We start from the raw sequence: 9,652 nt of genomic DNA, 5'->3' as shown, positions 1-9,652 counted from the left end.
TTTCAGGTTTAGAGCTTAGAAATCATGATGATGCGGGAATAGCTCAGTTGGTAGAGCACGACCTTGCCAAGGTCGGGGTCGCGAGTTCGAGTCTCGTTTCCCGCTCCAAAATTTGAAAGATGCTTTTTAAGCATGCACCACCCAAGCGGGAATAGCTCAGTTGGTAGAGCACGACCTTGCCAAGGTCGGGGTCGCGAGTTCGAGTCTCGTTTCCCGCTCCAAAATTTGAAAAGTGCTTTCTAAGCACGCACCACCCAAGCGGGAATAGCTCAGTTGGTAGAGCACGACCTTGCCAAGGTCGGGGTCGCGAGTTCGAGTCTCGTTTCCCGCTCCAAATTTTCTTTCTGATTTATCGAAATCCACAGTGATGTTAATTCGCTGGGGCGATTTTTCGTTTCTGAAATACTCTTGTGAACAGAGTTATCCACAGGTTCAGGCACTATTCCTGGAATGCAAAATTCTTCGAACGGTGAATAGTATCTTTGTATCTTATTGATAATTAGTGAAAAAATAACATTTCAAAATGTTAATTCGATCACTTGACCTCTCTGTGTGCTTTGAATCCCTTTGCTTTTTTATTTTTATTCACAGCCTGTGAATGTTTTACGCGTCCCGCGGTAATCCTTTCTCAATCACTCTCACCAGACGCTGTTTCTTCGGTAACTGCACCTCGACTACGCAGGCATTTCGTTTCTCAATTTGCTGCGCAATCGCCCATTCTATGTGTTCATCGAGAAGTGGGTGCTCACCTCGGCGCGTCTCAAGCGCCTGAATAACCGCTTCACTCCACGGCGCATTGCCCAGCGCAACGGCGATATTACGCAGCCAGCGAAGATGGCCGATACGGCGAATAGGCGAACCTTCAGTGACTTTCAGGAACCAGGCTTCATCCCAGGCAAAGAGTTCAATCAATTCCGGGGCATGCAGCGCCTTACGCGGGCTGAAGTCTGCTTCGTCTGTCAGTTGCGAAAAACGATTCCACGGGCAAATTAGCTGGCAATCGTCACAGCCGTAGATACGGTTGCCCATCAGCGGGCGAAATTCTTCCGGAATGGCGCCTTCCAGCTCAATGGTGAGATAGGAGATACAGCGTCGCGCATCAACGGTGTAAGGCTCCACGATAGCGCCGGTCGGGCAGATGGTCATGCAGGCCACGCAGCGTCCGCACGCTTCCTCTACCGGTTCATCGATGGGGAGGGGCAGGTCAATCAGTAATTCACCAAGGAAAAAGAACGACCCGGCATCGCGATTGAGGATAAGTGAGTGCTTACCTGTCCAGCCAATCCCGGCTTTTTCGGCGAGCGGGCGCTCAAGAATGGGCGCGGAATCGACAAAAGGTCTAAAATTCAGCGAGACGCACTGTTCCTGAATCATCTCGCCCAATTTTTTAAGGCGATTACGCAGAAGCTTATGATAATCGCGCCCGAGCGCGTAGCGGCTAATGTAACCGAGATCGGGATTTTTCAGGGTGCTGGCAAAGGCTGCATTGGCGGGCAGATAGTTCATTCGCACGCTGATGACGCGCAACGTGCCGGGATGAAGCTCATGAGGGCGGGCACGCATCATACCGTGGCGGGCCATCCACTCCATCTCGCCGTGGTACTGTTTGTCGAGCCATGCCTGTAATTTGGGCTCAGAGGCGCTGAGATCGGTATCGGTGATACCCACCTGCTGAAAGCCCAGTTCAGTGCCCCATTGTTTGATTTGTTGCGCTAACTGATTGAGATCGAGGGGCTGTGACATGACGGACCATACATTGACGAGAAACCCTGCAAGTATACCACACTCCGTGTGGGCTGCGGATGACCTGCGTCGCGCAGAAAAAGAGGCGGCGGATAGCCTTGGCATGACGCTGTTTGAACTGATGCTGCGCGCGGGCGACGCCGCGTTTACGCTGGCGCGTGCCACGTACCCAACAGCCACAAACTGGCTGATTCTCTGCGGCCACGGCAATAATGGCGGCGATGGCTACGTGGTGGCGCGTCTGGCGCAGGCGGCGGGCATCAACGTTACCCTGCTGGCGCAGGAGAGCGATAAACCGCTGCCGGAAGAGGCCCAAGCCGCGCGCGAGGCCTGGTTGAATGCGGGCGGTGTGATTCACTCGCCGCAAACCGTGTGGCCGGAAGAGACCGACCTTATCATCGACGCGCTGCTCGGCACGGGCTTACAGAGCGCGCCGCGCGAGAATATTGCTCGCCTGATAGAGCTGGCGAATCGGCATTCCGCGCCCATTTTCGCTCTCGATATTCCCTCTGGCCTGAACGCGCAAACCGGAACCACGCCGGGTGCAGTGATTCACGCCACGCATACCTTCACGTTTATTGCCCTGAAGCCTGGCTTATTAACCGGCAAGGCGCGAGACGTCGTGGGGCGTTTGCATCATCATGCGTTAGGTCTGGAATGCTGGCTTGACGCGCAGACGACCGATATCAGCCGTGCCGATGCGTCACAACTCACCGCGTGGTTCCCGCCGCGTCGCCCGACGTCGCATAAAGGGGACCACGGCAAACTGGTGATTATCGGCGGCGATCACGGTACCGCTGGCGCGATACGCATGACCGGTGAAGCCGCGTTGCGCGCGGGGGCAGGATTAGTGCGAGTGCTTACTCGCATTGAGAACGTTGCACCGATTATTACCGCCAGGCCGGAGTTGATGGTGCATGAACTGACGCCTGAAATTCTTGATGAGAGTCTGCAATGGGCGGATGCGGTGGTCATTGGCCCCGGCCTTGGGCAAAGCGCGTGGGGAAAACAGGCGCTGCGTAAAGTTGAAAACATCAACAAACCGATGCTCTGGGACGCCGATGCGCTGAACCTGCTGGCAATCAATCCCGATAAACGTCACAATCGCGTGTTAACGCCGCATCCCGGCGAAGCCGCGCGGTTACTGAACTGTCGCGTGTCAGAAATTGAAGACGATCGCTTACTTTCTGCGCAGCGTCTGGTAAAACGGTATGGCGGCGTGGTGGTGCTGAAAGGCGCGGGCACGGTAGTGGCCTGTGAAGCGGGGGCGATAACGCTAATTGACGCCGGAAATGCCGGGATGGCCAGCGGCGGAATGGGCGATGTGCTCTCCGGCATCATTGGCGCATTGCTGGGGCAGGCCTTCTCGCTTTATGATGCTGCCTGTGCGGGCTGTGTCGCGCACGGTGCGGCGGCAGATGAACTCGCGGCGCGTTTCGGTACCCGCGGTATGCTGGCCACCGATCTCTTTTCCACGCTGCGGCGTGTTGTTAACCCGGATGTGATTGACGTAGACCATGATTAATCGAGTGATTCCCTTACCCGACGAGCAGGCGACCTTAAACCTTGGCGACCGTGTGGCGAAAGCCTGCGATGGCGCGACGGTTATCTATCTGTACGGCGATCTCGGCGCCGGTAAAACCACCTTCAGCCGTGGCTTCCTGCAAGCGCTGGGCCACCGCGGCAACGTCAAAAGTCCAACCTATACGCTGGTCGAACCGTATACCCTCGATAAACTGATGGTTTACCATTTTGATTTGTACCGCCTTGCCGATCCCGAGGAGCTCGAATTTATGGGGATCCGCGATTATTTTTCTAATGATTCCATCTGCCTGGTGGAATGGCCGCAACAGGGCGCGGGTGTACTGCCTGAACCGGATATCGAAATACACTTAGATTACCAGGCGCAAGGGCGTGAGGCGCGCATAACCGCTGTCTCCTCATTGGGTGAGTCTCTGCTGGCGCGGTTTGCCGGTTAATTTTAGGGATCACGGGATGATTTTACGCGCAAAAGGTTGGCTGGCTGCGGCGCTGATGTTGTTCAGCGTCGGCGCAACAGCGGCCACGTTATCCGATATTCAGGTTTCAAATGGCGATCAGCAGGCGCGCATTACCTTCAGTTTTATGGGCGATCCTGAGTACGCATTCAGCCAGGATGGCCCGCGCAGCGTGGCGCTGGATATCAAACAGACGGGCGTGATTCAGGGGCTGCCGCTGCGTTTTAGCGGCAATAATTTGGTGAAAGCAATTCACTCCGGTACGCCAAAAGACGATCAGTCATTACGTCTGGTGGTCGATCTCACGCAAAAGGGTAAGACCCAGGCGGTGAAACAGCAAAACGGTGCGAGCTATACGGTGGTGTTCACCATTAATGCGGATGTTCCCCCTCCGCCGCCGCCTCCTGCACCGGTGATCGCTAAACGAGTTGAAGCGCCGGTGGTAACGCCTGCGCCTGCGCCGCGTCCGGTGGAACCTGCGCGTAATCCGTTTAAAACGCAAAACGATCGCATCACGGCGGTGACCAATACCGATACGGCGATTTCGCGCCCTGCCAGCCGCACACGCGTAGCCTCGGGCGACAAAGTGATTATCGCCATTGATGCGGGGCATGGTGGTCAGGACCCAGGTGCTATCGGCCCTGGCGGCACGCGTGAGAAGAACGTGACGATTTCCATTGCCCGCAAGCTGCGCACGTTGCTCAATGACGATCCGATGTTTAAAGGTGTGCTCACCCGCGACGGCGATTACTTTATTTCGGTGATGGGGCGTTCAGATGTGGCGCGTAAACAAAACGCACACTTCCTGGTGTCGATTCATGCCGATGCCGCGCCAAGCCGCTCAGCAAGCGGCGCGTCGGTGTGGGTGCTCTCTAACCGCCGCGCCAACAGCGAAATGGCGGGCTGGCTGGAGCAGCACGAGAAACAATCCGAGCTGCTGGGCGGCGCGGGCGATGTGCTGGCAAATAGCCAGGCCGACCCGTACCTGAGCCAGGCGGTGCTCGACTTGCAGTTCGGCCACTCCCAGCGCGTAGGCTATGACGTCGCCACCAATGTGATAAGCCAGCTACAGCGCGTGGGTAATATCCACAAGCGTCGCCCGGAACACGCCAGCCTTGGCGTACTGCGCTCGCCGGATATCCCGTCGATTCTGGTCGAAACTGGTTTTATCAGTAATACATCGGAAGAACGCCTGCTGGCCAGCGACGACTATCAGCAGAAGCTGGCGGAAGCGATTTACAACGGCTTGCGTAACTATTTCCAGGCGCATCCGATCCAGTCTGGCCCGAGAGAAGATCAGGCCCAGACTGCCAGCGCCAACGCATCAACCGGAACGTTGATTAACTAAGGAGTCTTCATGCCGATTCAGGTTCTGCCGCCACAGCTCGCGAACCAGATTGCCGCTGGCGAGGTGGTAGAGCGACCTGCGTCGGTGGTGAAAGAACTGGTGGAAAACAGCCTCGATGCGGGGGCAACCCGCATTGATATTGATATCGAACGCGGCGGCGCGAAGCTTATCCGCATTCGCGATAACGGCTGCGGTATCAAAAAAGACGAGCTGGCGCTGGCGCTGGCCCGTCACGCCACCAGTAAAATTGCCTCGCTCGACGATCTGGAAGCCATTATCAGCCTCGGCTTTCGCGGCGAAGCGCTGGCCAGTATCAGCTCCGTCGCCCGTTTAACGCTCACCTCCCGCACGGCGGAACAGCCCGAAGCCTGGCAGGCTTATGCGGAAGGGCGCGACCAGGACGTGACGGTGAAACCCGCCGCGCATCCGGTTGGTACCACGCTGGAAGTGTTGGATCTCTTCTACAACACCCCGGCGCGGCGCAAATTTATGCGCACCGAAAAAACCGAATTTAATCATATTGATGAGATCATCCGACGCATTGCGCTGGCGCGTTTCGACGTGGCGATCACCCTTAATCACAACGGTAAGATGATCCGTCAGTACCGCGCGGTTGCGCAGGGCTCACCGCGTGAACGTCGGCTGGGCGCGATTTGCGGTACCGCGTTTCTTGAACACGCGCTGGCAATTGAGTGGCAGCACGGTGATTTAACCCTGCACGGCTGGGTTGCGGACCCGAACCACACTACCCCGGCGTTAGCGGAAATTCAGTACTGCTACGTGAATGGCCGCATGATGCGCGACCGCCTGATTAATCACGCGATTCGCCAGGCTTGCGAAGATAAACTGGGTGCCGATCAGCAGCCGGCGTTTGTGCTTTATCTGGAAATCGACCCGCATCAGGTGGATGTCAACGTGCATCCGGCGAAGCATGAAGTGCGATTCCACCAATCGCGGCTGGTGCATGACTTTATCTATCAGGGCGTGCTGAGCGTACTGCAGCAGCAACTGGAATCGCCGCTGCCGTTGGATGAAGATGACGACGAGCTCGTGCCGCGTCCCATTGCGGAAAACCGTGCGGCGGCGGGCCGCAATCAGTTCGCTGAACCTGCGGCGGCGCGTGAGCCTGACGCCCCGCGTTTTAATGCACCGTCTTCGGGCGTGAGCACGCGCGGCGGCGCAAGCTGGCCGAACGCGCAGCCGGGATACCAGAAGCAGCAGGGTGCGCTCTATCGTCAGTTGCTCGATACCCCGAAAACGCCGGAGAAACCGCAGCCATCGACGCCGGAGTCTCTCGCCGGGCACAGTCAGAGCTTTGGTCGTGTTTTAACTATTGTGCCACCGTGTTATGCGTTACTGGAACGCGGCGGCAAACTTAGCCTGCTGGCGTTGCCCGTGGCGGAACGCTGGCTGCGCCTGGCGCAGTTGACGCCCGGTGAAACGCCGATTTGCGCGCAGCCGCTGTTGATTCCGTTGCGCCTGAAAGCGAGCGATGTCGAAAGCCAGGCATTGCAAACGGCGCAGCCGCAACTCGCCTCGTTAGGCATTGATATTCTGGCAGAAGGCCAGCACGTGACCGTTCGCGCTGTGCCTTTACCCTTACGCCAACAAAATTTACAAAACTTGATTCCTGAACTGATAGGCTATCTGGTGCAACAAAGTCAGGTTGAGGCGGGTGATATTGCCCAATGGCTGGCCCGTAACCTGGCGAGCGAGCATGTTCAATGGAACATGTCTCAGGCTATCGCGATGCTGGCGGATGTTGAACGACTCTGCCCACAGCTGGTCAAAGCACCTCCAGGTGGTCTGTTACAACCTGTTGATTTAGATTCTGCGATGAACGCCCTGAGAAATGAGTGACGTGACCGAGGCTCGCCTGCCAAAGGCAATTTTTTTAATGGGGCCAACCGCTTCCGGTAAAACGGCGTTGGCTATCGAATTACGTAAAGTTTTACCTGTAGAGTTGATTAGTGTTGATTCCGCCCTCATTTATCGAGGGATGGATATCGGGACGGCCAAGCCGAACGCGCAGGAATTGTCAGCCGCGCCGCACCGATTGTTAGACATTCTCGACCCGGCACAGGCGTACTCTGCCGCGGATTTCCGCCGCGATGCGTTGGCCGAAATGGCTGAGATTACCGCTGCAGGGCGTATCCCGCTTCTGGTTGGCGGAACGATGTTGTATTTCAAGGCGTTGCTGGAAGGATTGTCGCCGTTACCATCGGCAGATCCCGAGGTCAGAGCGCGAATTGAGCAACAGGCAGCAGAGCAGGGGTGGACAGCGCTGCACGAGCAACTTAAGTCAATTGACCCGGTTGCCGCTGCGCGGATTCATCCAAATGATCCGCAAAGACTTTCCCGGGCACTGGAAGTTTTTTTCATTTCGGGTAAAACTTTAACGGAACTGACGCAAACGTCAGGAGACGCTCTGCCCTACAAGGTGCATCAGTTCGCCATCGCCCCGGCGAGCCGTGAACTGCTCCATCAGCGCATTGAGCAGCGTTTTCATCAGATGTTAGCTTCAGGTTTTGAAGCAGAAGTGCGGGCGCTTTTTGCCCGTGGAGATTTGCATACGGATATGCCTTCCATTCGTTGTGTTGGATATCGCCAGATGTGGTCATACCTCGAAGGCGAGATCTCGTACGATGAAATGGTTTATCGAGGAGTTTGCGCCACGAGACAGTTAGCCAAGCGCCAGGTGACCTGGTTGCGCGGTTGGGATGGGGTTCACTGGTTAGATAGCGAACAACCTGAACAGGCGTTCAACGAAGTAATACAGGTAGTTGGTGATTGTGTAGACTGAATGTGTACAATTGAACCGTATTCGTGCGCAATTTTAAGGACCTGTGGGTTCTAAGTACAAATAAGCATATAAGGAAAAGAGAGAATGGCTAAGGGGCAATCTTTACAAGACCCGTTCCTGAACGCACTACGTCGGGAGCGTGTTCCGGTTTCTATTTATTTGGTGAATGGTATTAAGCTGCAAGGTCAAATTGAGTCTTTCGACCAGTTCGTGATCCTGTTGAAAAACACGGTCAGCCAGATGGTCTATAAGCACGCAATTTCCACTGTTGTTCCGTCCCGTCCGGTATCTCATCACAGCAATAACGCTGGCGGCGGCACCAGCAGTAACTACCATCATGGTAGCAACGCGCAGGGTTCTACCACTGCGCAGCAAGACAGCGACGACACAGAATAAGTTAACGCTGTTTCCCGGTCGGGGAGCCTGGTTTACCCGGTTCCCCGCTGGTATTTTATGAGGATTTACGCTTGTTTGACCGTTATGATGCCGGTGAGCAGGCGGTGCTGGTACACATCTATTTTTCGCAAGACAAAGATATGGAAGACCTCCAGGAGTTTGAATCTCTGGTCTCTTCCGCCGGTGTCGAAGCAATGCAGGTGATTACTGGTAGCCGTAAAGCACCGCACCCAAAGTATTTTGTTGGTGAAGGTAAGGCTGTCGAAATTGCGGAAGCCGTAAAAGCGACAGGCGCTTCTGTCGTACTCTTTGACCATGCATTAAGCCCAGCCCAGGAACGTAACCTGGAACAGCTGTGTGAATGCAGGGTGATCGACCGTACCGGTCTGATTTTAGATATTTTCGCCCAGCGTGCGCGCACCCATGAGGGTAAGCTGCAGGTTGAGCTGGCGCAGTTGCGCCATCTGGCGACGCGCCTGGTGCGTGGCTGGACCCACCTTGAACGGCAGAAAGGCGGGATTGGTTTGCGTGGCCCGGGTGAAACCCAGCTCGAAACTGACCGTCGTTTACTGCGTAACCGAATTATGCAAATCCTCTCGCGGCTTGAGAAAGTAGAAAAGCAGCGTGAGCAGGGACGTCGTTCCCGTACGAAAGCTGATGTCCCGACGGTATCGCTGGTGGGTTACACCAACGCCGGGAAATCGACGCTGTTTAACCAGATAACCGAAGCGAAGGTTTACGCGGCAGACCAACTGTTTGCGACGCTGGACCCAACGCTGCGCCGTATTGATGTCGCTGACGTTGGCGAGACAGTGCTGGCGGACACGGTAGGCTTTATTCGCCACCTGCCGCATGACCTGGTGGCGGCGTTCAAAGCAACATTGCAGGAAACCCGTCAGGCGACGCTGCTGCTGCATGTTATTGATGCAGCGGATGTTCGCGTGCAGGAAAATATAGAGGCCGTAAATACAGTGCTGGAGGAGATCGACTCGCTTGAGATCCCGACGCTGTTGGTCATGAACAAAATCGACGTGTTGGACGATTTCGAACCGCGCATCGATCGTGATGAAGAAAACAAACCTGTCCGGGTCTGGCTTTCCGCGCAGACCGGGTTGGGTGTGCCACTGCTTTTCCAGGCTTTAACCGAACGGCTTTCCGGGGAAGTCGCGCAGCATACTCTGCGTCTACCACCTGAGGAAGGGCGTTTAAGAAGCCGGTTTTATCAGCTTCAGGCGATAGAAAAAGAGTGGATGGAGGAAGACGGCAGTGTCAGTCTGCAAGTTCGTATGCCGATTGTTGACTGGCGTCGCCTCTGTAAACAAGAACCGGCGTTGACCGATTACGTGGTCTAGCCGGCAGCTTGCC

At 55.9% G+C, this 9,652-nt stretch carries 8 protein-coding genes and 3 tRNA genes; 10 read left to right on the top strand and 1 reads right to left on the bottom strand.

What is annotated here, in order from left to right:
• The first annotated feature begins 32 nt into the window (after window positions 1-32).
• The 3 genes from F0Q32_RS24125 (at window position 33) to F0Q32_RS24115 (ending at window position 334) form a co-directional block, all read left to right on the top strand.
• Window positions 33-108 (top strand) — tRNA-Gly (locus F0Q32_RS24125).
• Between the two features lie 37 nt (window positions 109-145).
• Window positions 146-221: transfer RNA gene (locus F0Q32_RS24120), tRNA-Gly, on the top strand.
• Window positions 222-258: 37 nt separating this feature from the next.
• Window positions 259-334 (top strand) — tRNA-Gly (locus tag F0Q32_RS24115).
• Between the two features lie 269 nt (window positions 335-603).
• Here F0Q32_RS24115 and queG read toward each other — a convergent pair.
• The gene (gene queG, locus F0Q32_RS24110; RefSeq protein ID WP_149464978.1) at window positions 604-1,743 is read right to left on the bottom strand and encodes a tRNA epoxyqueuosine(34) reductase QueG; all 1,140 of its coding nucleotides are present in this window, start codon (window positions 1,741-1,743) and stop codon (window positions 604-606) included.
• Here queG and nnr point away from each other — a divergent pair.
• The 7 genes from nnr (at window position 1,742) to hflX (ending at window position 9,639) form a co-directional block, all read left to right on the top strand.
• Window positions 1,742-3,268: a bifunctional ADP-dependent NAD(P)H-hydrate dehydratase/NAD(P)H-hydrate epimerase gene (gene nnr, locus F0Q32_RS24105; protein ID WP_149464977.1), complete on the top strand. Its 1,527-nt coding sequence runs from the start codon at window positions 1,742-1,744 to the stop codon at window positions 3,266-3,268. The genes queG and nnr overlap by 2 nt on opposite strands.
• Window positions 3,261-3,722: a tRNA (adenosine(37)-N6)-threonylcarbamoyltransferase complex ATPase subunit type 1 TsaE gene (gene tsaE / locus F0Q32_RS24100; RefSeq protein WP_149464976.1), complete on the top strand. Its 462-nt coding sequence runs from the start codon at window positions 3,261-3,263 to the stop codon at window positions 3,720-3,722. The genes nnr and tsaE overlap by 8 nt, the downstream gene beginning before the upstream one ends.
• Window positions 3,723-3,738: 16 nt before the next feature.
• On the top strand, window positions 3,739-5,088 hold the full coding sequence (gene amiB / locus F0Q32_RS24095; RefSeq protein ID WP_149464975.1) for an N-acetylmuramoyl-L-alanine amidase AmiB: 1,350 nt from the start codon (window positions 3,739-3,741) through the stop codon (window positions 5,086-5,088).
• 9 nt (window positions 5,089-5,097) lie between these two features.
• Window positions 5,098-6,948, top strand: a complete 1,851-nt coding sequence (mutL, locus tag F0Q32_RS24090) for a DNA mismatch repair endonuclease MutL (protein WP_149464974.1) — start codon at window positions 5,098-5,100, stop codon at window positions 6,946-6,948.
• Window positions 6,941-7,891, top strand: a complete 951-nt coding sequence (miaA, locus tag F0Q32_RS24085; protein ID WP_015966214.1) for a tRNA (adenosine(37)-N6)-dimethylallyltransferase MiaA — start codon at window positions 6,941-6,943, stop codon at window positions 7,889-7,891. Before mutL ends, miaA begins: the two co-directional genes overlap by 8 nt.
• Before the next feature lie 84 nt (window positions 7,892-7,975).
• A complete protein-coding gene (hfq, locus tag F0Q32_RS24080) occupies window positions 7,976-8,287 on the top strand; it encodes an RNA chaperone Hfq (RefSeq protein ID WP_015966213.1) in 312 nt (103 codons plus the stop codon).
• Window positions 8,288-8,358: 71 nt separating this feature from the next.
• Entirely contained in the window at window positions 8,359-9,639 is a 1,281-nt protein-coding gene (gene hflX, locus F0Q32_RS24075) for a ribosome rescue GTPase HflX (protein ID WP_149464973.1), read from the top strand.
• Window positions 9,640-9,652 lie beyond the last annotated feature (13 nt).

The organism is Pseudocitrobacter sp. 73, from assembly GCF_008369545.1.
GTDB lineage: Bacteria > Pseudomonadota > Gammaproteobacteria > Enterobacterales > Enterobacteriaceae > Pseudocitrobacter > Pseudocitrobacter vendiensis.
Note: the sequence above shows the minus strand (reverse complement) of the source record. Positions and strands in the feature narration are given on the sequence as shown.

What these genes read in the sequence shown, in the direction of transcription:
- queG (WP_149464978.1), bottom strand. Translation starts at nt 1,743, where the DNA reads ATGTCACAGCCCCTCGATCTCAATCAGTTAGCGCAACAAATCAAACAA.
- nnr (WP_149464977.1), top strand. Translation starts at nt 1,742, where the DNA reads ATGACGGACCATACATTGACGAGAAACCCTGCAAGTATACCACACTCC.
- hfq (WP_015966213.1), top strand. Translation starts at nt 7,976, where the DNA reads ATGGCTAAGGGGCAATCTTTACAAGACCCGTTCCTGAACGCACTACGT.
- tsaE (WP_149464976.1), top strand. Translation starts at nt 3,261, where the DNA reads ATGATTAATCGAGTGATTCCCTTACCCGACGAGCAGGCGACCTTAAAC.
- mutL (WP_149464974.1), top strand. Translation starts at nt 5,098, where the DNA reads ATGCCGATTCAGGTTCTGCCGCCACAGCTCGCGAACCAGATTGCCGCT.
- miaA (WP_015966214.1), top strand. Translation starts at nt 6,941, where the DNA reads ATGAGTGACGTGACCGAGGCTCGCCTGCCAAAGGCAATTTTTTTAATG.
- amiB (WP_149464975.1), top strand. Translation starts at nt 3,739, where the DNA reads ATGATTTTACGCGCAAAAGGTTGGCTGGCTGCGGCGCTGATGTTGTTC.